Raw genomic sequence first — 245 nt, forward strand, 5'->3', positions numbered from 1 at the left:
CGTTTAACATTGTCATGCTAGCGACCGTTTTGACCACGGTCTTTACGCATAATCTAGCGTATGGCGTGGGTGTCGGCGTGCTGTTATCGGCGCTAGCGTTTGCCAATAAGATTGGACAATTCTTAACGATATTTAGTGAGTATGACGACAGTAGCAATACTCGTTATTATTATGTGCAAGGGCAAGTGTTTTTTGCCTCGACCACCCAGTTTTTGCACAGCTTTGATACCAAAGAAGCCCTAGAT

General features: G+C 44.5%; 1 pseudogene. It reads left to right on the forward strand.

The features are described from left to right. A pseudogene (locus AAEY75_RS16650) lies at positions 1 to 245 on the forward strand (sodium-independent anion transporter); the annotation flags it as partial.

Origin of the sequence: Psychrobacter sp. TB55-MNA-CIBAN-0194 (assembly GCF_040309505.1) — a bacterium.
Classification (GTDB): domain Bacteria; phylum Pseudomonadota; class Gammaproteobacteria; order Pseudomonadales; family Moraxellaceae; genus Psychrobacter; species Psychrobacter fozii.